This window comes from Janthinobacterium sp. HH102 (genome assembly GCF_001758625.2).
In the GTDB taxonomy this organism is placed as follows: Bacteria; Pseudomonadota; Gammaproteobacteria; order Burkholderiales; family Burkholderiaceae_D; genus Janthinobacterium.
The window spans coordinates 1,825,334-1,845,869 of sequence record NZ_CP062062.1; the positions used below are offsets into that span (position 1 = coordinate 1,825,334).

At 61.8% G+C, this 20,536-nt stretch carries 26 protein-coding genes; 4 read left to right on the plus strand and 22 right to left on the minus strand.

All coding sequences use genetic code 11. The annotated features are described in order from the left end of the window. Positions 1-6: 6 nt before the first annotated feature. On the minus strand, positions 7-2,631 hold the full coding sequence (locus JAB4_RS08315) for a phage tail protein (RefSeq protein ID WP_139143669.1): 2,625 nt from the start codon (positions 2,629-2,631) through the stop codon (positions 7-9). A 99-nt stretch (positions 2,632-2,730) separates the two neighbouring features. Between JAB4_RS08315 and JAB4_RS08320 the strand changes: the two genes are divergently transcribed. Beyond that, the gene (locus JAB4_RS08320) at positions 2,731-2,889 is read left to right on the plus strand and encodes a hypothetical protein (RefSeq protein ID WP_175444756.1); all 159 of its coding nucleotides are present in this window, start codon (positions 2,731-2,733) and stop codon (positions 2,887-2,889) included. Between the two features lie 21 nt (positions 2,890-2,910). On the opposite strand, the gene JAB4_RS08325 is transcribed toward JAB4_RS08320, so the two are convergent. The 21 genes from JAB4_RS08325 to JAB4_RS08425 all read right to left on the minus strand — a co-directional run bounded on the left by JAB4_RS08325 (position 2,911) and on the right by JAB4_RS08425 (position 17,185). After that, positions 2,911-3,024, minus strand: coding sequence for a GpE family phage tail protein (locus JAB4_RS08325; RefSeq protein WP_071650277.1), 114 nt, complete (start codon positions 3,022-3,024; stop codon positions 2,911-2,913). Positions 3,025-3,032: 8 nt separating this feature from the next. Then, complete coding sequence (locus JAB4_RS08330; protein WP_070224313.1) at positions 3,033-3,341, minus strand: phage tail assembly protein; 309 nt, start codon at positions 3,339-3,341, stop codon at positions 3,033-3,035. Positions 3,342-3,378: 37 nt separating this feature from the next. Then, complete coding sequence (locus JAB4_RS08335) at positions 3,379-3,888, minus strand: phage major tail tube protein (protein WP_070308444.1); 510 nt, start codon at positions 3,886-3,888, stop codon at positions 3,379-3,381. A gap of 56 nt (positions 3,889-3,944) precedes the next feature. After that, positions 3,945-5,120: a phage tail sheath protein gene (locus JAB4_RS08340; RefSeq protein ID WP_070224679.1), complete on the minus strand. Its 1,176-nt coding sequence runs from the start codon at positions 5,118-5,120 to the stop codon at positions 3,945-3,947. 31 nt (positions 5,121-5,151) lie between these two features. Then, a complete protein-coding gene (locus tag JAB4_RS08345; protein ID WP_070224678.1) occupies positions 5,152-5,643 on the minus strand; it encodes a hypothetical protein in 492 nt (163 codons plus the stop codon). Between the two features lie 2 nt (positions 5,644-5,645). Beyond that, positions 5,646-7,307 carry a phage tail protein gene (locus JAB4_RS08350; RefSeq protein ID WP_070300345.1) on the minus strand — a complete coding sequence of 554 codons (1,662 nt, stop codon included), beginning with the start codon at positions 7,305-7,307 and terminating at the stop codon, positions 5,646-5,648. Then, a complete protein-coding gene (locus JAB4_RS08355; protein WP_175444757.1) occupies positions 7,304-7,924 on the minus strand; it encodes a phage tail protein I in 621 nt (206 codons plus the stop codon). The genes JAB4_RS08350 and JAB4_RS08355 overlap by 4 nt, the downstream gene beginning before the upstream one ends. Then, a complete protein-coding gene (locus tag JAB4_RS08360) occupies positions 7,917-8,828 on the minus strand; it encodes a baseplate J/gp47 family protein (RefSeq protein WP_070224676.1) in 912 nt (303 codons plus the stop codon). Before JAB4_RS08360 ends, JAB4_RS08355 begins: the two co-directional genes overlap by 8 nt. Further along, on the minus strand, positions 8,825-9,169 hold the full coding sequence (locus tag JAB4_RS08365) for a GPW/gp25 family protein (protein WP_070224675.1): 345 nt from the start codon (positions 9,167-9,169) through the stop codon (positions 8,825-8,827). The genes JAB4_RS08360 and JAB4_RS08365 overlap by 4 nt, the downstream gene beginning before the upstream one ends. Beyond that, positions 9,166-9,837: a phage baseplate assembly protein V gene (locus tag JAB4_RS08370; RefSeq protein WP_227742118.1), complete on the minus strand. Its 672-nt coding sequence runs from the start codon at positions 9,835-9,837 to the stop codon at positions 9,166-9,168. The genes JAB4_RS08365 and JAB4_RS08370 overlap by 4 nt, the downstream gene beginning before the upstream one ends. Before the next feature lie 164 nt (positions 9,838-10,001). Beyond that, positions 10,002-11,183, minus strand: coding sequence for a DNA uptake protein (locus JAB4_RS08375; RefSeq protein ID WP_071650295.1), 1,182 nt, complete (start codon positions 11,181-11,183; stop codon positions 10,002-10,004). Between the two features lie 196 nt (positions 11,184-11,379). Further along, positions 11,380-11,847: a phage virion morphogenesis protein gene (locus tag JAB4_RS08380; RefSeq protein ID WP_070224681.1), complete on the minus strand. Its 468-nt coding sequence runs from the start codon at positions 11,845-11,847 to the stop codon at positions 11,380-11,382. Continuing rightward, the gene (locus JAB4_RS08385) at positions 11,844-12,332 is read right to left on the minus strand and encodes a phage tail protein (protein WP_070224674.1); all 489 of its coding nucleotides are present in this window, start codon (positions 12,330-12,332) and stop codon (positions 11,844-11,846) included. Before JAB4_RS08385 ends, JAB4_RS08380 begins: the two co-directional genes overlap by 4 nt. Further along, a complete protein-coding gene (locus tag JAB4_RS08390; protein WP_070224673.1) occupies positions 12,316-12,828 on the minus strand; it encodes a lysis system i-spanin subunit Rz in 513 nt (170 codons plus the stop codon). Before JAB4_RS08390 ends, JAB4_RS08385 begins: the two co-directional genes overlap by 17 nt. Beyond that, positions 12,825-13,385 (minus strand): glycosyl hydrolase 108 family protein, encoded by a 561-nt coding sequence (locus JAB4_RS08395; RefSeq protein WP_070224672.1) that lies wholly within the window; start codon positions 13,383-13,385, stop codon positions 12,825-12,827. Before JAB4_RS08395 ends, JAB4_RS08390 begins: the two co-directional genes overlap by 4 nt. Then, positions 13,385-13,756 carry a hypothetical protein gene (locus JAB4_RS08400; RefSeq protein ID WP_070224671.1) on the minus strand — a complete coding sequence of 124 codons (372 nt, stop codon included), beginning with the start codon at positions 13,754-13,756 and terminating at the stop codon, positions 13,385-13,387. Before JAB4_RS08400 ends, JAB4_RS08395 begins: the two co-directional genes overlap by 1 nt. A gap of 47 nt (positions 13,757-13,803) precedes the next feature. Continuing rightward, positions 13,804-14,013, minus strand: a complete 210-nt coding sequence (locus JAB4_RS08405) for a tail protein X (protein WP_070224670.1) — start codon at positions 14,011-14,013, stop codon at positions 13,804-13,806. Continuing rightward, the gene (locus JAB4_RS08410) at positions 14,013-14,516 is read right to left on the minus strand and encodes a head completion/stabilization protein (protein WP_070224669.1); all 504 of its coding nucleotides are present in this window, start codon (positions 14,514-14,516) and stop codon (positions 14,013-14,015) included. Before JAB4_RS08410 ends, JAB4_RS08405 begins: the two co-directional genes overlap by 1 nt. 95 nt (positions 14,517-14,611) lie before the next feature. After that, positions 14,612-15,328 (minus strand): phage terminase small subunit, encoded by a 717-nt coding sequence (gene gpM / locus JAB4_RS08415; RefSeq protein ID WP_070300284.1) that lies wholly within the window; start codon positions 15,326-15,328, stop codon positions 14,612-14,614. Further along, positions 15,328-16,347, minus strand: a complete 1,020-nt coding sequence (locus JAB4_RS08420) for a phage major capsid protein, P2 family (RefSeq protein WP_070308445.1) — start codon at positions 16,345-16,347, stop codon at positions 15,328-15,330. Before JAB4_RS08420 ends, gpM begins: the two co-directional genes overlap by 1 nt. Positions 16,348-16,393: 46 nt before the next feature. After that, positions 16,394-17,185, minus strand: coding sequence for a GPO family capsid scaffolding protein (locus JAB4_RS08425; protein WP_070219388.1), 792 nt, complete (start codon positions 17,183-17,185; stop codon positions 16,394-16,396). Between the two features lie 136 nt (positions 17,186-17,321). On the opposite strand from JAB4_RS08425, the gene JAB4_RS08430 reads away from it, so the two are divergent. Genes JAB4_RS08430 through JAB4_RS08440 form a run of 3 tightly spaced genes read left to right on the plus strand, consistent with a single transcriptional unit; the run spans position 17,322 to position 20,403 of the window. After that, positions 17,322-19,133 carry a terminase ATPase subunit family protein gene (locus JAB4_RS08430; protein WP_070219420.1) on the plus strand — a complete coding sequence of 604 codons (1,812 nt, stop codon included), beginning with the start codon at positions 17,322-17,324 and terminating at the stop codon, positions 19,131-19,133. Beyond that, positions 19,130-20,191, plus strand: a complete 1,062-nt coding sequence (locus tag JAB4_RS08435; protein ID WP_070308446.1) for a phage portal protein — start codon at positions 19,130-19,132, stop codon at positions 20,189-20,191. Before JAB4_RS08430 ends, JAB4_RS08435 begins: the two co-directional genes overlap by 4 nt. After that, positions 20,188-20,403 (plus strand): hypothetical protein, encoded by a 216-nt coding sequence (locus JAB4_RS08440; RefSeq protein WP_070219390.1) that lies wholly within the window; start codon positions 20,188-20,190, stop codon positions 20,401-20,403. The genes JAB4_RS08435 and JAB4_RS08440 overlap by 4 nt, the downstream gene beginning before the upstream one ends. The last annotated feature ends 133 nt before the right edge of the window (positions 20,404-20,536 follow it).

Sequence of the window (20,536 nt, forward strand, 5' to 3'; positions counted from 1 at the left end):
TCTTTCTTAATCGTGGTCGCGCAGGGACGAGCGGATGCGTGCCGCCTTTTCGCGGTCGCGCTGATCGAGCGCCACGCTTACCGCGCGCGCGATGGCCTGGGGATCGGTACCGGCCTGCACGTGGAAGGTGATTTCGATTTTGTCGCCCTGAATCGTCATGCCGGCGCCGAACCCGCCTTGTGACAGCGGGGCGCGCGTGTCGAAGGCGCTGGCGGGTAACGCCGTGGCCGTGCCGATGGCGATGCCGGCGCCCAGTTGCGTCAGGCGCTGCGCCAAGCTGGATACCTTGGCAATCGGTGCGCCCTCGCTGCGGTCCAGACCTACGGCCAGGCCCTGCATGGTGTAGTCGCCGAGCTGGGCAAACACACGGCTCGGGCTGTGAATCCCCAGCTTTTCCTTGAACCAGGCAATGGTGCTTGAACCGGCATTGCTGATGGCGTCCTTGACGGCGCCCATGGAACCGGTGATGCCGTTGACCAGGCCGCGCAGGATGTTGGCGCCGAACTCGGTGAACTGGGCCGGCAACTTGATGCCGAACCAGCTCAGCACGCCCGCGAAGGCCTGGTAAAACACGCCGACCGGCGACCAGTTGATAATCAGGGCGCTGATACCCGCCAGGCCGCCGGCACACGTCGCCTTTAGCTGCGGCCACACGCCGGCAAAGAACGTCTTGACCGGCTCCCAGCATTGATAGATGACGTTCAAGCTGCTGGTGATGCCGCTGGCCATGCGGCGCAGCAGGCCGCTGCCGAAGTCGCTGAACCTGGCGGGCAGCGCAACGCCGAACCAGCCCAGCACGCCCGCGAAGGCGCGATAGAACAGGCCGAGCGGCGACCAGTTGACGATCAGGCCACTGACGCCGCCAATGCCGCCGGCAAACGCGGTCTTGACGTGCGACCAGACGCCGGTAAAGAATCCCTTGATTGGCTCCCAGTATTTATAGATCAGGAAGGCGGCGCCAGCGATGACCGTGATGGCGATGCCAATCGGGGTCATCAAAAGTGCGCGGCCCAGCCACAGCACGGCGCGGCCCGCCCACATGAAGGCGCCGCCCAGGCCGCGCAGGATGGGCGTGAGCACGCCGCCCGTCACGCCCATCTTGGCGAACATGACGTGCAGCATGGCATACGGGCCGATCATGGCGGCGATGCCCAGCATCAGCGGGCCAAGCACCAGCAGCATGCCGGCCAGCACGGCAAAGGCGGTAATCATGACCTTGGCCACGGTCGGGTTGCGTTCCATGAAGCCGTTCAGACGCTGCACGGCGCTAATCGCCATCTCCAGCCCCTGTGCGTACAGCGGCAGGATTTTCTCGCCCATGGTGAGCTTGAGGTTGGCTAATTTTGACTGCGCTTCCAGTTCCTTGCCGGCGGCCGAGTCGCGCCCCAGCTTTTCCAGCCGGCCGATATCGGCGGCGCCACGGTTGAGCTTTTCATTCTTGTGGATTTGCCCGCGCTGCAGGTACATCTGCGAATACAGGTTCGACGCGGTGCGGTTCGAAAAGATGCTGCCGATGGCGTCGAGCACCTGATTCTTGTCTTTGATGCCTTTCTTGGCCAGTTGCGGCAACAGCACCTTTTCCAGCCATTCGAACTGGTTTTCGCGGAATAGCTCGGAACCCAGCAGTGCGCCCGGATTGAGGAAGGAAAGTTGTCCCGCTTTATCATGCGTGACCTTGCTTTTGTCGCCGATCAAGCCAAATTCTTCCAGTTTCTTGGCCGAGCGTTTGGTGGTGCGGCCCTGATACAAGTTCTGGTAGGCGCTCATCAGGGACGTGCCGACGCGGTTGCCGCTCATTTCCTGCACCAGCGGTTCCATCTGGTAGTAAAAGGCGTCATCTTTCAAGCCCTTGGCCGCGATGCCGCCCGTCTTGATCATGTTCAGCCACTCATTCGGGCCGACGCGCCCGCCCGTGGCCGTGATGACCTGCTGCACGATATTGGCCTGGGCTTCGAACTTTTCCTTGCTTTCCAGGCCGCCGCGCAGCTCGATGACCTTGAGCATGTCCATGAACTTGCGTTCGTTGTCGGCGCCTTCGGCCTCGCCAAAGAATGCATGATTGGCAAACTTCATCTTGGCCAGGGTAGGGGCGACCATTTCCGCGTGATGCACGTCGGCAAACGCGCTCATGCCGTCGCGCATGAGCTGCAGGTTGTCGAGCTGGCTGGTGCCGTAGGTTTTCATGTTGCGCGCGAAGGCGACGGCCTCGGCTGATACCTTGTCGCCCAAGCCCAGAGCGTTGACCCTGCCTACTTCCGTTTGATAGTGCTTGGCCTCGTTCAGCCCCTTGACGACGGGCGCGCCGATGACGGCGCCCGTGGCGGTGGCGCCAGCGCCGGCCATGGCCAGGTTGCCCGCCTTGTTGCGCAGCTTGTCGGCATGCTGGGTGGCGTTGGTGACGCGCTGCTGCTTGGCGGCGGACGCGGCCAGGCGCTTTTGTTGCGAGGCCAGTTCAACGTTCGTCAACTGGATACTGTTTTTTAGCCATTCCTGCGCCTTGCCCAACTGGCGCGTGTCGATGCCTGCGTCTTTCAGGCTGGTGCGCAGGACGCGGAATTGCTGGCTCTGTTCTCGGCCTTTCAGCGTCAAGGCCTGCGTGACCTTCGTCGCCGCCTTCAAATCACGCGTCATGGCGCGTGTAGGAGACTCGGTCTGTTTTATGCTTGCGGCCAGCTCTTTTACTTTTTTTTGAGCTTCTCTCAGCTCAACCCCCGTTGTTCGAATGCCGCTATGCAGTTCACGGAATTTGCCCAGGTTTCTCTGCTGGGTGTTCAGCTCGCGCAGGCGGTCGCTGGTGGCCTTCAGCGCTTTGGCCGTATCGCTGGAACCGCCCATGATTTTTTTCAGCGGGCCGGTAATCTTGTCCAGTGCCGCAAATACCACCTGTAATTTCAGATCCCGACCAGCCATCTATTCCGCTCCGCTTCGCTGCCGGGCGCGTTCGCGCCAGGCCATCAGTTCATCAATCGTAAAATCGTCCATCGCTGCCGGCGTCCAGTGGAAGACGCCGGCAATGTCGGCCATGGCGTCTTCTACTTCGCCGGGGATACCGAAAGGCGATCGGCTTTGCTCGCCAAAAAACCGGCAACCTCGGCGCCCACGGCCAGCAGGTCAGCCGGGTCCATGTTGGCGATGTCGTGCGCGGTCAGGGTCGGCTCAGTGATACGCGGCAGCACGATCTGCAAGGCCGACACGTTCAGGTTGGCCAGCTCGATCAGGGAAATGCCGCGCAGGGCGCCCGCCTTGGGCTTGCGTACGGTGAGCGAGGTGATGAAGGTATCGCCGCGCTTGATCGGGTCGTCCAGCTCGATGACGGCTTGGTTTTGGGTATCGTTGTTCATGCTGTGTTCCTTGTGGTGGTGTGATTAAAAAAGGGGATTACAGGCCGATGGCCTTGCGGATGGCCGCGTTGGTGTCGCCGCCGCCGAAGTTCTCGGTGCCGCTCATGAAGTCCAGTTCGATGACGGTGGCGCCGTCGATCATCAGCTTGTAATAGCTGCAGGCCATGGTGTATTTGTGGGTGGTGTCATCGCCCATCTTGGCCGCGCCCATATCGATTTCCTTGTAGCGGCCGCGCACGACCACTTCGACGGCGGCAACCGTGCCGTCATCGTCTTCCTGGTAGGCGCCGGCAAAGCGCAGTTGCACGGCGCCGTGCGCATGCGCGCCGTACTGTTTCAGGGCTTCGGCGATCAGGCCGCCGGCGCTCCATTCCAGCGACAGCGCCTCGTTGCCGAAGTCCACGGACACGGGGCCGCTCATGCCGCCTGCGCGGTACTCTTCCATCTTGCGGCTCAGTTTCGGCAAGGTGACTTCGGGCACCATACCCATGAAGGAGACGCCGTTCTGGAACAAGTTAAAATTTTTCAGTTTGCGGGGCAGGCCCATAATTTCTCCAGTATTTCAATGCGCCCGCGCTGGCGCGGGCAGGGTGGTGATGGCGATTACGCGGCGATGCGCGAGGCAAAGTCGGCGAGGTAACGGTCGGTAATACGCTGCTGGAATTTCAGGTTTTCCAGCGGCGGCACGGGTGTGTAGTCGTAATCGATGGCCAGCTTGCCGTCTTTCAGCGCCGTCTTGTCGTTGTACTGCTCGTCATACCAGGCATGGCCGTCGATGATGTAGCCCTGCAATTTCAAGTCGCGGAACTTGGCGTTGATGCTTTCCAGCAGGTCACGCACCAAGGACGGGTGCAAGGGCACGTCGACGTAGGCGAAGTGCGCCTCGGCGATGCTGTCGGCCAGCACCTGGGCCGTGCGCGTGTAGCTCTCAAAGTAGAAGAAGCCGCCCGGTTCCTCGCAGGTACGCGAACCCCAAAAACGGTAACCGCCCATGTTAATCAGGGTGGTCACTTCCTTGGCGTTGAGCACGCCGGCATCGGTGGCCGGGTCTTGCAGGTCGAAAAACACGTCCTTGGTGATGCCGGTGGGGCCGTTGACGACCACATTCGACAGCGTTTTGTGCCAGCCCGTTTCTTCGTCAATCTTGGCGCGCAAACCCATGGCGTAGGCCACGGCGGACATACTGGCCTCGGCGTCCGTGGCGGTATCCCAGTTCACGAAATCCGGCCAGATCATCATCACTTCGCGTTGGCCGAACTGGCCGCGATAGGCGATGGCCGCCGGGACGGTGGCGCAGCCATAGGCCGACGCATACACGAAACCGCGCAGGCGCTGTGCCACGCTGGCCAGGGCATTGGTGACAGCCTGGGTGTCCAGCCCCGGCGCGCCCAGGATGCGCGGTTTCACGCCCAGTTTGCTTTGCGCCGCCAGCAGTGCCTTGGCGCCCAGGTACTTGCCGTCCGGCGACACGCCGCCCACGGCATTGGTGGTGGTTTCCGCTTCCGTTTCGCCTTCTGCCACGCGCACCACGACCGTCAGGGGCTTGGTCTGTGCGGCAATCGCTTCAAGCGCGCGGTACAAGGTGCCGGTCTTGCCGGCCTTGCCCATGGCGGCCAGCACGTTGGTGACGAGCACGGGCGTGTCGAGCGGGAAGGCGGCCGGGTCGGCATCGTCGGCCGTGGCGATCAGGCCCAGCACAGCCGTGGAGACGGTGCGGATGGGGCGCGAACCCTCGTTGATTTCGATGACGCGCACGCCATGGTGGTAGTCGGTGGCCATAGGGCTCTCCTGGTGAGTGGTGAATGGGGCGTTACTGGGGGGATGCCATGCCGGCGGTATCATCGAAAGCGCGCCGCGCTTCGCCGGACAGGGTGGCGGCGATGCGCGCGTATTCGGCGTTGACGGCCGCTTGTAGCGCCTCGATGTCCTGCGCGGCGGCAACCGTCGGGCAGATGGTGATGTCGAGCAGCCAGGCGCGCGCCGTGGCGATGGCTTGCGCGGTGGCCGCGTCGCCGCTGGCCATGGCGGCAAAGCCGATGCCGGCCAGGCGGTTGAGGATGCCGTCACGGCGCGCGCGAACGGTATCGAGGTAGGCGGCGCACACTTGCACGTAGGGAATGGGAGGGGCCGGCGTGGTGCGCAACGTCCCGTTGACAAACTTGAACGATCCGCCGGATGCGCGGGCGTTATGGGCGGCCAGGTGGTCAGCTTCGGATACCTCAAACACATCGGACGGGATGTCCTGGTACTCGATGCAGGTAGGGTAAAAGAATCCGGTGCTCGGTGAATATCTGACGGGCATGATTAATTTCCAAAGGCAAGGTAGGATGGGGTAATGCCGCCGGAAAGCGCATTCCCGTTGTAGGTGTACAGGCGGCAGCCCGTTCTTGTCTTCATACCGACGTTGATGTTTGTGGGCATACTGGACCCGCTTCCGCCTTGCCCTTCATATCCAGGGAAGACGTGAGAACACGCGTTTGGAAACGGAATCGGGAAGATGACGTCGACATAGCCGGATGCCGGTGTCTGCGCGCCGCCGCCCAGCTGAAAAATCATGCCGCTGGGTAATAGCTGGTAGCCGCTCGAAGACAACATCGCCGCAAAGTCGGCATTGCGCCACAGCTCGGCGGTCGATTCGATGACTTGCCAGGTTTTTGGCGCGGTCGCCATGAGTGTCAGGAATTGCCCAGGTTTGATGGTGATGCTCGGCACACTGCCGACATCAAATCCAATGCTCACGCCTGGCGCGGCAAGAATGGTGCCGCTATTGAACAGCCCGAAGAACTTGACGCACTTGCCGGAATTATTCGGAATGCCAAGCGCTACGGGGTCGGGAATGGTGATGGCCTTGCCCGCAGTCGGGAAGTACAGGGCGCAGCCCATATCCTCGGCGGTGAGCGAACGGCTTTCAGTGACGTCGGCATAGCGAACCATGTTTCCTTGTGCGCGCTGCACAAAGTCGGCATTGACCAGCTTGCTCGACGCGTCGAACTTCGGCAGTGTCGCCACTTCCTTCATGCTGTATTGCGGATGCGGATCTGCCGCCGCTGCGTGCTTGGCCAGTTGCTGGTCGCCATAGGAGCGTGCGCTGGTGTCCTGTTGATCGACATAGGCGACCTTGGCCAGCAGCGGGTGCGGGTCAAGAGCCGCCTGATGCTTGGCCAGTTGCTGGTCGCCATAGGCGCGCGCGCTGGTGTCCTGCTGATCGACATAGGCGACCTTGGCCAGGAGCGGGTGCGGGTCAAGAGCCGCCTGATGCTTGGCCAGTTGCTGATCGCCATAGGTGCGTGCGCTGGTGTCCTGCTGATCGACGTAGGTGACTTTTGCCAGCAGCGGGTGCGGGTCGGCGGCCGCCTGGTGCTTGGCCAGTTGCTGATCACCATAGGTGCGTGCGCTGGTGTCCTGCTGATCGACGTAGGTGACTTTTGCCAGCAGCGGGTGCGGGTCGACAGCGGCCAGATGCTTGGCCAGTTGCGCGTCGCTGTAGGCGCGCACAGTAATGTCCTGGTCATCGACATACTTGCGCGTGGCCAGAACGATGGACGGGTCGATTTTTAGCTCGATAGCGGCCGTGCTGGCGACGATCAGTACGATACGCACCACCTGCATGCGGCCGCTACCTTCCGCCATCAGTGGCTTGTAGCTGGGCGGGCAGTTGGCCACGGCGCACAGGTCGCCCGCCTCGTCATAAATGCCGAGTTCGCGCATCCACCAGCCGCCCACGTTCTCGGGTAAGACTTGCTCGGCAATGATCTGGCTGGTGTTGTCCGGGTCTTTGTCCAACTTGTTCAGGTCGGCGCGGTGCACCTCGCGCACAAGCGCCTTTTGTCCTCGGTCGGGAACCGGTAGGGTGCCGTTGCCGTCACCTACGCCCATTTTTTTGAGTTTCAGGGTTTGGCCCAGGGCGATAGCATTGGCCAGCTTGGCCTCGCCCACCTGCGTCAGAATTGCGAAATATGTGCTCATGGATAGATGGTCATGGTGTCGATGGTATGGGATGCGCCGGCCTGCAACAGCGTGCCGCGCACTTCGATGGTTTCCGCGATCCACGGATACACGGTCATGACGTCGCCGTGGTAAGCGGCAACGCCGGTGTAAACCTTGCCGCGAGTTTCCAGATACAGCGCCAGGCCCGTCATGTGACGGCTAACGGGTTTGGCGTCGGCAATCAGGCGCTCCATTTCCTGAAACATGGCGTCCGTGATGCCCGTGTCCAGCACGCCCACGTCGAGGCGGAAAGTACCCGGCACGCCCGGTGGCGTCGTTTGCCACCATTCGGTAATGCGGATCAGATAGCCCAGGGACTCGACCACGCGGCGCACGGCGGCAATCGTGCCCTTGTGCTTGTGGATGAAATAGGACGCCTTGATGGTGCCGCGCTTGGTCGACTCGGGCCAGGCGTCATCCCAGCGGTCGACGGAACAGGCCCAGGCCAGAAATGGCAGCAAGTTGACCGGGCAGCGGTCGACGCTCCACAGGTCGCGCAGCGGCACGGGCACGTTGACCAGCTCGGCGCAGGCCACGGCAATGGCACGCTCCAGCGCCGTGGTGTTGGGCGGCAGGGTCGGCATGGTCTTATTCATCGAGCACCACGACATTGAGCTTGATGGCCGTGCAGCACGCGGCCTGGGTGGCGTTCAGTTCGATGTCGGCCGCCGGGCTGGTCAAGATGACCTTGCGCACGCCTTCGACGTGGACGGCGGCGCTGCAGGCGGATCGATAGATGCTGTGACCCAGCGGGCGGCGCGGCTGCGACACGCGCACGGCGTTGGCGTGCGCGGCGTCCAGCAGAATCGGCACTTCCGGGCCGACTCCAATAAACAGGGTGGCCTCGATCTGGTAGTCGATGACCTGGGCGGCTTGTACCGTCAGGCGGTCGCCCAGGGGGCGCACGTCCTCGGCGTTGAGCGCGCGCGCCACGGTGGCCAAGAGTTCGGCGCTGGCGATGCCGGTGTCGTTGTTGGCCAGCACCGTGACGATGACGTGCGCCGGCGCGGGGCTGGTGGCGCTCGCGTCCTTGACGCGGCCGTCGCTGCTGCGGGCGTGGAATTCGTAGGAGGCTTTCGGGCCGGCCACGGACAAGCCGTCCGGCGCTTCCTGGATGCGCAGGCGATAGGCGTCGTTATCTTCCATGACGGCGGCCACGGGCGGCAGGGCGTTGGGATTGGCCGGCGTGATGGTCAGGCGCGCCACATTGACGTTGGCGCCCAGCTGGTCCAGGTCGCCGTCGAGGGCAAACGCCAGCATGACGGCCTTGCCTGCCTCGTTGACGCGGTTGCGCAGGATGGTTTCTTGATACGCGTTCTCTTCCAGCAGCTTGGTAGCCGGTTCCGATTCCAGCTCCAACAGGGCCGTGACGGCGGCGCGTTCGGTTTCCGGCAGCAGGCTGACCAGGTGCGCTTTGCGGCTGGCGAGGATGGTTTCGAAGTCCAGCACTTCCACCACACTGGGCGCCGGCAATTGGGTCAGATCGATGGGTGTGCTCATACGATGCCGCCTTGCTTGACGGGTACGGCCATGGTGATCGCCTGGCCATTGGCCGTGCCATCGAGCAGCAGCGCGATGGCGCCGTCCGTGTCGCGCGTCAGTTGCACGCTGGTGAGCTGCAAACGCGGCTCCCAGCGGCGCAGGGCAAAGGCAGTGGCCGCGTAGATGCGCAATTGCGTCGCGCTGTTCAGGGGCTGGTCGATCAGCTCGGGCACTTCGGAGCCATAGCGGCGGCGCCGGATGCGTGAACCCATGGGCGTGGTGAGAATGTCGGTGACCGACTGGCGCAGGTGGCCCAGGCCCGTCAGGCTGCGCCCGGTGGCGGCGTGCATGCCCATCATGATTGCGGCCCGCCCGACTGGTCGCCGCCGGCCCTGACGCCGCCGTGCGGGTGCTTGGCCAGGCTGATGGCACCGGCCAGCACGTCCTCGCTGGCTTTGATCGTGCCTTGCACGGCCATGGCCACGCCGCCGGCGGCGCCGGCCTTGGCGTTCACGCCGCCGTTCAGGGCTGTGGCGCCGTTGACGGTGGCCGCCTGCATGACGATCAGGTTTTTCATGACGGTCAGGTCGCCCGTGCAGATGGTGCTGGGGGCGTTCGACGTCACCTTGTCGGCGGTGATGATGGCGGTGCCGCCGGGGAGTAGGGCCGTCAGGGCATGGGCCGCGTGGTCGTACTGCACTACGGCGCCGTCGGGGTAATGCGTGGTGTGGATGCTGTCGCTGGACTCGGGCGCGTCAAATGCCTGCGAGTACAGGGCTGGCAGGATGATGCCGCGCGTCAGGTCGCCGCCAGGGGAGAAGACGATCACTTGTTCGCCCACGGTGGGCGCCGACCAGGTGCGCGTGCTGCCGGCGCGCGGCGTGGCCCAGTTCAGCCATTCGGTGGTGAGTGTCGGCCCGAGCCGCACGCGCGCTTTGGCCCCTTTGACCTCGGCGATGGTGCCCAGGCGGATCAGGTTTTGCAGCAAGCGGAGGAGGTCGGACAGGTCGGCGTTCATGCAGTGCATGTTGCCGAAGTCCGCGTGCGGATGCACGCGGGGGCGGGTTGATATATGGGTTAATGACCAGAGATATTAAATGTGCCACTTCATATTTGGTGTCATTGATTTTACGAATAATCAACGCCAATTTTCATATTTAATTTTAAATATACTGTAAACATATTTTCATATCAATCGCTGATCTCGAAAATGGAACAGGCTTTTTCTATTGTTTTTTGACCCATTCCTTTAATGCTGGATAAATTCTTCGATGTTATTTTTCCAAAGGTTATTCTTAGTTTATATATTTCCTTCGCCACTGCTCTATTTACATTTAATTGAACTTCAATTTCATCTATTGTTGCGTCATTTATATTCTTTTTTCCGGGCGATGAAGCTGTGGAATTTTGAATTTCTAGGATGTCTGCCACAACTAGATACATGTGAAATACAGCTTTGGTTGCCTCAATTTGGCTAACTTTTGCATGCACTCCCTTGTTTGAAATTTTGTTAACTTTCTCTAACCATGCACCTAAAAAGTCAACATGAACTTTAGCAAGATCTTTGTTGGTGTCTGATGGAATGGATTGATCCATAAATGCCCAAAGGCGATTCACATAGTTAGTCGGTCCAAGGGCGCGGCCGTTATGTTTTTTATCGCTTGGAGGATAGAGCGCGTCAGCAAGAGTCTCAATTAATCGACGACAAGTCGTAAGTGCTTGTGACCACTCTTCCTCCTTAGAGGATGCAACGGACTTAAACGCTTGCATAAGCTGTTCGGTGAGGGCAGGGTTTAAGTCTAATAGTTTGTCATCAACAGCATTTTTCAGAATGTCAAAACAATTTTTAACTGTTCCTGAAAATTTTAATTCATTGAATATTTCTGATGCAAAAGAATGGGCGATCCGTTTAACATAATTAATGTGGTCCTGTAAATTATTTTTATAATATACACTATCATTTCCAATTTTCATTCTAACAAGGTCTGCATATCGCTCTTCAATGAATCCGATATTGACATAGCCGCCGCCACTTTCAGTGGCTTTAATGTTTAATTCTTCATTTCGGTAGTGTATTTTTCTTGTGAGATTTAGGTTTGTTAATTTTTCAATTATGTCGTTGTACTTCTTTGTACTTTCGACGGACTTTTTATCAATGGTTTTATCTGTGTAAAAATCCAGTAGTTCCTTCAGTATTCTTGTGTATCTGGGGTCTCCTAGCTGAATGGCGCACCATGCAACAACATCTGATCTTTCTATAAGTGTGCTAGCACGCGCTAGTTTTTGAATGCCAGATAGAAGTGAACCTTTTTGAGATTCCAGATCTTTTAAGCAACCGTCGATTAATCGCAACGCTTCATCTTTTTGTGTCATATAAGTAACATTTCAAAAATTTCGTATCGAGAATACGTTATGTGGAAGTGTTTTTTTGTCACTAAAATTAGAGTTATCCACTTTCATGATCCGTAATTTTAACGAGCTACATCTGCACAGGAGAATTGCAGTTGGTACACCGTACGCTCTAACTTATCTGATAACAGGTGTCTGAGCCAGTTTTATTTGGCTGTTCTCAATGTTGCTCTAAATGATACAGCAGTGATTGAAGGACAGAAGTCTGATCTAGATTGCTCAATCCCAATAGTGGTCGCTTTGGGTACTCGTAGTGTGGCCCGCTCTTTGTAACGCGCTCCATCCGCCCGAACTGATGCACACGCGCCACGCGCGCCACCCAGCCAAAGAAGCCGACCTCGATCTGGTCGCCGGTCGCCTTCACTTTCAGGTGCTTGGCGGTGCGAATCTTGGTGAACATCGCCGCCTTCTGCCGTTTGATGCGTCCATTCTTCCCCTTGAATTCCTTACGCCGCTTGCGCGCGGGGTAGGCCGTGCCGTCCGGTCCCTGCTGCGCCTTGATGCGCTGCGCCTGGCTGCGGCGCAGGTCGACGGCGACCTTGTGATTGATGGCGCGGCGCTGGGCCGGCTGCAGCTTGGCCAGCAGGGCGCCGGCCCAGGTTGCCAAAGTGTGCAGGTTGTCGCTCATGGCGTCGCCTCGGGCGTGCGCCATTCGGCCAGCAGGGTGTCGCCGTCGTACAGCTTCCAGAACTCGTCCGCGTAGGCCGGCATGTGCTGTATCTCGGCCAGGTGCTTGATGTCCAGGCGGCCCGCCTCGCCGGTCTTGACGGCGACGCGCTCGGTCAGGTCCAGCTTGATGGAAATGTCGACCGTTTCATGGTTATTAAAATCCACCTCGAAGGCGATACCGTGCTTGCGCGTTTCCTCGTTGGCCATCAGGTCGAGCTGGTGGACTTTGAGCCAGGCGATCAGGGCCACCATGATGGCGTCGGCGTCGCCCGCGTAATCGGTCACGATCAAGTTGAGCTTGAAACGGTATTCGAAGGAGAGGGAGGCGGTGGCACTCGCCACCACATTGCCCTCGTCGGCGAAGACCAGCAAGCGGTCGGGGTCGCGCTGCAGGTCAGGGATGGCGGCGGCCAGGTGCTGGCGCAGGCTATTCGGTTTGTACATGGTAGGTGTCGCGGATCAGATTGTAGGCGTCGATACAGGCGTTCAGCTGGCGGGTGGCGTCGTCGCCATCGCCGGCAATGGCGTCAAGAGCTGCCGCAGTCGCCGGGTCAAGTTCGGCGCGCGCTTCAATCCGATGGCCTGCGGCAGCGGTGGAATCTGTAACTGCGGCACACTGGCCGCTGGCGACGGGGATTGACAGGCGCACAGCGCCGCTGCGCACGCCATCGTTAAAACGGTCACGTTCAGTTTTCGCATGGGTTTGTTCCTGGGTGAGGTGGTCGGCGCGCTGCGCCAAGGCGGCGCCGGCGGCGCGCTCCAGCGTCAGCACGCGGGCGGTGGCCTGGGCCAGCGCGATGGCGGCGGTGGTTTTGCTGGTGGCGGCCGCCCGCTGCAGTGATGCGATGACGGCGTCCTTGCGCCAGCCCTGCGCCGTCCAGCCCGCGATGGCGCCGCACAGGAGAACAACGGCCAGCGGGCGCCAAGTGCTCGCGGTCACATGGCCACCCGTTCCTTGATCCAGCCGAACAGGAACCGGCGCTGGGTCTTGTTGGCCTCGGTGATTTCCAGGTAGCGCGCCGCTTGCAGGCCGTTCAGGGCGCGCAGCAGCACGGTGGCGCCGTCCTGGCCGCGCCATGTCAGGAAGGATGCAAGAGCGCCCAGCGACTGCGTACCCAGGCGGCCGTCGACGAACAGGGCGGGGTAGCGCGCGCCCGTGTCATTAAAACCGTTCAGCCAGCGCTGCAGGAACTCGGCCGCGCGGTGCGGCCCCATGTTCACGCCCGTGTCGATCACTTCGGCGCCGATGCCGGCATGGATGGCCAGCACCTGGTCGAACTTCGGTTTCGTGATGTAGCGCGCCATGTAGATGGCGCGGGCCACCTCCACGGGCAAGTCGCGCATCGGCCCCGTATAGCCGTTGGCGCGCGCCACGGCGACAGTGATGCCGTAATTGGTTTCGCCGCCCTTGTCTTGCGGGTCGTTCACATAACCGCCTTCGGCGCGCAGGATGGCGTCGATAACGCGGGCGATGAGTGGATTGTCGGTGGTCGCCATCAGTGTTCCTTCGCGTCTTTGACCAGCTCGGCGATGTCCTTGTCGCTGCGGCGCTGGAACCACAGGGCCACGGCGCGCGATACCCACCAGCCTGGGGCGCCCACGATCAGGTCGATGGCGCTGGCGTTGACCATGGCGCCGATGGCCGGAAGCTGGGCGCACAGCAGCTGGTACACAGTGCCGCCCAGCAGGCACGAGAACACGCCGGCGCAGGCCAGGCGGGCGACGAATTCGCCCTTGTTGAAGGTGCCGTCGGCATTCAGCGGCGGCAGCACGATGTACAGCATGGCCGCGCCGACCATGCCCAGCGCCGCCTTGAAGCCGTACAGTTTGACCAGGGTGGCGAAACCACCAAACGATTCTGCGGACATTGCTTGTTTCTCCATGATGAGGATAAGTAGAGGTGTTGTTAAAAAAGTTAGTCCCATAGCTGCACAAGATCGGCAACGGCGGCCACGCTGGCGGTAGGTTCCGGCAGGGTGACGACCAGGCCAGCCGGCAGCACGGCGCCGTGGCGCGCCAGCGCGGGATTCATTTCCAGGGTGTGTTCGACGTATCCCGCGCCGTCGCCCAGGTAGCGCCACACCAGGGCGTCTACCGTGTCGTGCTGCTGCGTGCGTACCTGCATCAGATCAATTCCACGGTCAGATGCGTGCGCCCGACCATATCGGCGATGGCCCATTGCGCATTGCGCCGCTGCGCGCCGGGCGCCTCGTCCAGCCATTCCATGCTTTTCTTGTCGCTGACGGACGTGGCCGTGCTGTCGTAATCGCGGTAACGCTCGATCAGATCGGCCTTTGCCGTGCTGTAGACGGCGCGCCGGTACTGCGCCAACAAGCGGGACTCGCGGTTGATGCGCGTGGTCGGCACGTCCACCAGGGCGGCGATGCCTGCTTGCGCATGCATGCCTTGCCAGTCGGCCAGCTCGCGGTTGACCTGCAGGATGGCATCGACCACGGCTTGCACCAGGCGGGCGTCGGTGACGGTGCCATCCAGGCGCATGGCGTCGCGCATTTCGGCCAGGTTGACGTCGGGAAACCAGCCGTCGTTCTCGATGATGCCGGCGGCCGGTGCCGGCGGCGCAGGCGTGCTGCCGGGCGGGATGGACGGAGGGAGGGCCATGAAGGACATACGGGGCGCTTTCAAAATGGGGCGGTGGACGGGGTTCATCAGGTCAAAGGTTTGGCCAGAATCCCCCCGTGCCGCCGTGCTGCGGGGGATGCTCTTTACGTGGAACCTGCCGCGCGCTTGAGGCGCCGCTCCAGCCGTTCCATATCTTTCTTGACGCCGCACGACTCCGACAGGGCGCGCGCGCGTTTCAACTGGCCCATGGCGTTTTCCGCTTGCGGCACCAGCGCCGGTGCGATGTCCGTGTCGTCGGCCTGATCGAGCACGGCGATCAGGGCCAGGCCGATGGCCTTGTGCAGCTTGGCGCGCGCCTGGTCTGGCGCGTCGCTGCCGGCCGTCAACTGTTCGACGGTGCCCAGCACCTGGGCCGCATGCTGAGGATCGCTGGCCAGCTTGCCGTGCAGGAAGCCCTCGGCAAACTCGTCCAGCATCAGGGTGGCGATGTCGCGGCTGTAGGTGTCGGGCAGGGTGAATTTGTGCGCCAGGGCGTATTCGGCCATGACCAGGGCGCGCGCGTACTCGCCCGTGTCGATGTGCCACACCAGCAGGGTGGCGAAGACGTCATCCTGCGCGCCCTTGCCGCCGGCCAGCACGCCGTCGATCCATTGCGCGTAATCCGGCAGCAAGGTGGCCTTGACTTCGATCTTGCGTTCGACCGACTGAATGGACTTCAAGCGCCGGCGGTCGTCGGCCAGCTTGTAGAGCATCAGCTCATAGGCCGTGCCGGTGGTGACGCCTTGCGGCGCGGCGGCGCCGGCCGTGCGCTCGGCCAGCATGCGCGCGCGGTGGCGCAGGGCAGGGGATTGGTTGGCCATCACTTGTCTTTCAGCTCGATGTTTTCCACCAGCGCGGCCAGGCCCAGGTCCTCGATCACGTAGGCGTCGTTGGACGACTCGTAATTTTCGATGCGGTCGCGCTTTGGTTCGTCGAACACGCGGCGGCGGCGCGCGCCGTCCTGGAAGTAGATCGACAGATTGTCGAAGCGCGTGATGAGGATCGCGTTGTCCGGGAAGTAGGGCACGCGCGCTGCCGGCAAGCCGCCGATGCGTTTTTGGCTGATGATGATGTCGGCCGCCAGCGTTTCCGTGGGCGCCTGCTTTGTGTTCACCAGCGGGAAGTACTTGTCGTTCAGCAGCTTGCGCCCGACGATGGCCACCAGATTGGTGTCTTCCTGATACCACGGGTCCAGCAGGTTGACGGCGTCCGCCACGGCCGCGTCCAGGTTGGCATAGTCGGCGCCGTCCACGTCGCCGATGATGACCTTGCCCGGCATGCCAGTGGCCACCAGGCCCAGCACGCGCTCGGGCGCCTGCTCGCGCAGGTGCTGCAGCCAGCCTTTATTGACGTCTTGCAGCAGCGGATTGGCGGCCAGGTCGGTGTTGGCCATGACTTTCACGCCATTGAAGCCGATGACGATGCGGTCGAGCGCCTGGCGCGTCAGGATGGCATTGGCGACGCGCGATTGAAAGTCCTGAAACTTGGCCCAGGCGTCCAGCTTGGCATAGCTCAAATGCGTGTCGAAGTTGGTTTGTTCGCAGCGGTACTTCGTGCTGTCCATGGTGGACAGGTCGCGCGTTTCGCGTTCCTTGTCCTTGGTGTTGGTGCGGCTGGCAATCGGGCCGGAGACGCCCAGGCCCAGCTTTTCGCCTTCCTGCTCGCCCACGCCGATGATGTTCACTTTCGACAGGAACTCGCTCGATTCCTGCATCTTGTTTTCCAGCTTTTGCTGCACGCTGGGCGTGACGCTGAAGGTCTTGGCCACGTTGTCCGTGTCGTTCAGCTGGCCCAGGCGGGTTTCGTATTGGCCAAAGACCTGGCGCGTTTGCTTTTTCATGAATCAGTGCTCCGTTGTTGAATGGGGGAAGAAAGGGCGAGGGCGCTTAAAACTCGGTCTGCACGGCGCCGTCGTTGCCGGTGGCGGCCGGGCGGCGCGGGCCGTTGCCGGGCGCCTCGTCCATCTGCGCCTTGAAGGCGGCCAGCTCGTCCTGCGTGGCCTTCAATGCAGTTTCGGTCGCGTCGATGCGCTTCGCGGCGTCCGCGTAGTTGTCGTTGGCGGTGACGACGTGGCCGGCCAGCGCCTCGACGGCTTCGCTGATGTCGGCGAACTGCGCGGCGTCGGTGCCGGATTTGTTGGAGAAGCGCGACAGCAGGTTTTTCACGGCGTCGGCCAGCTTGGTGCCCTGCGGCTCGTCAAATTCCAGCGTCACCTCGATGGCAGAAGTAAACAGGTTGGCGCTTTGCTGCTTGCGGCTGGCCGAGAATTTCAGCGCCTCGGTGCCCAGGCTGGCGGGGCTGTCGGTGACGCCCAGGCCGACCAGGTAGGGCTGCGACGAGTCGGCAAAATCCGGTTGGATTTCCAAACTGGTGTACAGCTTCTGTTTCGCCTTGTTGATGGCCATCAGTTCCGGCGTGGGTTCGATCTGCGCGAACAGGGCCAGTTTCTTGCCGTTGTCCGTGTCCACTTCCTCGGCTTTCACCGCGATCACGTCGCCGTAAGCCTTGAACTGGCTGTCGGGCAGGATGCCGCGAATGTGCTCCAGCCAGATGCGCGCGCCGTAGGTTTTCGGGTTGTAGGTGGCGGCGATTTGCTCGATGGTGGCGCGGTCGATGTTGCGGCCGTCCGTGGTAGCGCCTTCGGTGGCGACGCGGAAGAATTTCGATGGTTTGGACATGGTGGGCGTTCTCGGTTGATCGGATAACGCCATGGTCAACGTCTTGGCGCCGCGATTCAATGCGGTGCGGGTTGCTATGGGCCATAGCGACTTTTGCCTTTCCCCACTCCGCGCGCGCGCGGCCTACGCTGGCGGCATGCTGACAATCGAGAAAAAAAGCGAACAAACGGCCGACGAGAAAATCGCCGAACTGGCCGTGCCCGAATCCGAGCCGCGCCGTGCCGCGCGCGCCCTGTACTGGAAGGGCTGGCGCATTTCGTCCATCGCCCGCCACCTGGGGATCAAGCGCAGCACCATCAATAGCTGGAAGCTGCGCGACGAGTGGGACAAGGCGCAGGCCATCGAGCACGTCGAGGCAGCGGCCGAACTGCGCCTGGTGAAGCTGATCGAAAAAGAGGTCAAGAGCGGAAGCGATTACAAGGAAATCGATCTGCTGATGCGTGCCATCGTGCAGGCGGCGCGCGTGCGCCGCTATGAGCAGCCGGGCGGCAACGAGGTGGACTTGAACCCGAAGCTGGCGAATCGCAACGCCGGGCCGAAGAAGAAGCCGACGCGCAACGATTTCAGCGAAGAGCAGAAAATCCAGCTGCTCGATGCCTTCCAGGATTCGCTCTTCGATTATCAAAAGGTCTGGTATCGCAACGGCGACCAGCGCACCCGCGCCATTTTGAAGTCGCGCCAGATCGGCGCCACCTGGTATTTCGCCCGCGAGGCGCTGGCCGACGCCATGGAAACGGGCCGCAATCAAATCTTCCTGTCCGCCTCCAAGAGCCAGGCCCACGTCTTCAAGCAATACATCGTGCAATTTGCGCGCGAGGCGGCCGGCATCGAGCTGACGGGCGATCCCATCGTGCTGCCGAACGGCGCGCATCTGTACTTCCTGGGCACCAATGCGCGCACGGCGCAGGGCTACCACGGCAATTTCTACTTCGATGAATTCTTCTGGACGCAGAATTTCCAGGAGTTGAACAAAGTGGCCTCGGGCATGGCCATCCACAAGAAGTGGCGCAAGACGTATTTTTCCACGCCATCCTCGACCACGCACCAGGCCTATCCATTCTGGACGGGTGAGCTGTTCAACAAGCGCCGCGCCAAGGCCGACCAGGTCAACATCGACGTGAGCCATGGCCGCCTGTCGTCGGGCTTTACGGGCGAGGACAAAATCTGGCGCCAGATCGTCACCATCCTGGACGCCGAGCGCGGCGGCTGCAACCTGTTCGACATCGACGAGCTGCGCAACTTCGAATACAGCCCGGACCAGTTCGACAATCTGCTGATGTGCAACTTTATCGACGACTCGGCCTCGGTCTTCCCGCTGGCCGAGCTGCAGCGCTGCATGGTCGATTCGTGGGTGGAGTGGGACGACTACAAGCCCTTGCTGGGCCTGCGCCCGTTCGGTAACCGGCCCGTGTGGATCGGCTACGACCCGGCCTTGAACGGCGACAGCGCCGGCTGCGTGGTGCTGGCGCCGCCGATGACGGCTGGCGGCAAGTTCCGCATCCTGGAGCGCCACCAGTGGCGTGGGCAGAGTTTCGAAGACCACGCCGACGCCATCCGCCAGATGACGCAGCGCTACAACGTCGAATACATCGGCATCGACACGACCGGCATGGGCATCGGCGTGCTGCCCATCGTGCGCGGCTTCTTCCCGGCCGTCACGGCCCTGAATTACTCGCCCGAAGTCAAAACCCGCATGGTCTTGAAGGCCAAAAACATCATCAGCAAGGGCCGGCTGGAATTCGACGCCGGCTGGACGGACATCGCGCAATCGTTCATGGCCATCCACAAGACCCTGACCCCAAGCGGGCGGCACGTCACCTATGTGGCCGGCCGTAGCGACGAAACCGGCCACGCCGATCTGGCGTGGGCCTGCATGCATGCCCTCGATCACGAGCCCTTCGAAGGCACCACCGACAACCACCAATCTTTCATGGAGATTTATTCTTGAGAAAAGCACGACACTTGCGCGCGCGCGGCCGGCAGGCCGGGAGCGCACCACCAGCGGCCACTGCGCCGGCCGCCGCCGGCATCGAGGCGTTTTCCTTCGGCGACCCCACGCCCGTGCTGGAGCACGCCGATATCCTCGACTGCTTCGAATGCTGGAAGAACGGGCACTGGTATGAGCCGCCCGTCAACCTGGCGGGCCTGGCCAAGTCCTTCAATGCCGGCGTGCACCACAGCAGCGCCATCCACTTCAAGGCCAACGTGCTCGCGTCCACCCTGATTCCCAGCAAGTATTTGTCGCGCGATGCTTTTAAACGCATGGCCCTGGACTTCCTGACGTTTGGCAATGCCTACTTGGAAGACCGCCCCAGTCGCAGCGGCAAGGCGCTGGCGTACCAGCATGCGCTGGCCAAGTACATGCGGCGCGGCGTCGACCTGGACACGTATTTCTTCGTGAACGGCTACCAGGCCGTGCACCAGTTCGACAAGGGCCGCGTCTTCCACCTGATGGAACCGGATGTGAACCAGGAGCTATACGGCGTGCCGCAGTACCTGAGCGCGCTGCAATCGGCCTGGCTCAACGAGGCGGCCACCTTGTTCCGCCGCAAGTACTACAAGAACGGCTCGCACGCCGGTTTCGTGTTCTACATGACGGACGCGGCGGCGAACACGCAGGACGTGGACAACCTGCGTCAGGCCATGCGCGACAGCAAGGGGCCGGGTAACTTTCGCAACCTGTTCATGTACGCGCCGAACGGCAAGAAGGACGGCATCCAGATTTTGCCGGTGTCGGACGTGGCCGCCAAGGACGAGTTTTTCAACATCAAGAGCGTGACCCGCGACGACCAACTGGCCGCGCACCGCGTGCCGCCGCAGCTCATGGGCATCCTGCCGAACAATGCCGGCGGCTTCGGCGCCGTCGAACCGGCCGCGCGCGTTTTCGCACGCAATGAGCTGGTGCCGCTGCAGGCGCAGTTCATGGCGATCAACGAGTGGGCCGGCGTGGAAGTGGTGCGCTTCGCCCCGTATGACCTGGGCCTGGGCAAGGAGACTGCGCAATGAGCGATCATATCGACAACACGGACAAGATCATCTTCGCCGAAGTGGCGCGCGGCCTGGCCGCTGTGCGGCGGCGGCCTGGCCTGGAGGCGCACGGCTGCTGCCACTACTGCGACGAGGCGCTGGTGCCCGCGCGGCTGTTCTGCAATGTGGATTGCCGCGACGATTACGAGAAGGAGCAGGCGGCCAAGGCGCGCGCCGGCCGCGTAGGATGACCGGCACGCCGTGACAGCCGGCAGGGCGGGGCCGCGACAGCCCAGCCGCGCCGGAGCGCCCCAGCCACCGCACAAGCCGCCCACGAGGCGGCTTTTTCACGCCCCGACGAATGATGTTGCACCAGATGCAAGA